Source organism: Candidatus Poribacteria bacterium (assembly GCA_021295755.1).
GTDB lineage: Bacteria > Poribacteria > WGA-4E > WGA-4E > PCPOR2b > PCPOR2b.
Genome location: JAGWBT010000170.1, coordinates 1 through 400, shown reverse-complemented (window position 1 = coordinate 400; position 400 = coordinate 1). Strand labels below are relative to the sequence as shown.

Sequence of the window (400 nt, the reverse complement as noted above, 5' to 3'; positions counted from 1 at the left end):
CCACAACCTCCGCTTCACCGAGCAGTTCAACCGCCTCATCGTATAGATGGTCTGACACGCGATGTTCGTCGAGCAATTCGCGGGCAAAGTTATAGACCACTGTCTCGGTTGGGTTAGAGCAATCTGGGAGTGTCTCCGCCTTGATGCCCTCTATTATCCGTTCATTCAAGCCCTCGCGTCTGGCGATTTTCTCATGTGCCCACCACTCATACTGCGCCTTCCATTTGGCGGCAACGATTAAGATTGCAAGTTCTCGTAGCTGTGGTGAGAGCGCACTTTCAAAGCGGACGGTTTCACCGAGCCGTTGTGCCGCATTGCCCAGCACAGGACTTCTGAGCCACGGGTTGAATGGACCGCTCATCCCTCCTTCTGAGTTGAGGAGATCTTCGGGAGCCCGTCC

General features: G+C 55.0%; 1 protein-coding gene. It reads right to left on the bottom strand.

What is annotated here, in order from left to right; all coding sequences use genetic code 11:
• Nucleotides 1–400: carboxymuconolactone decarboxylase family protein (locus tag J4G02_20230; protein MCE2396854.1), on the bottom strand; the 400-nt coding region annotated here is incomplete at both ends.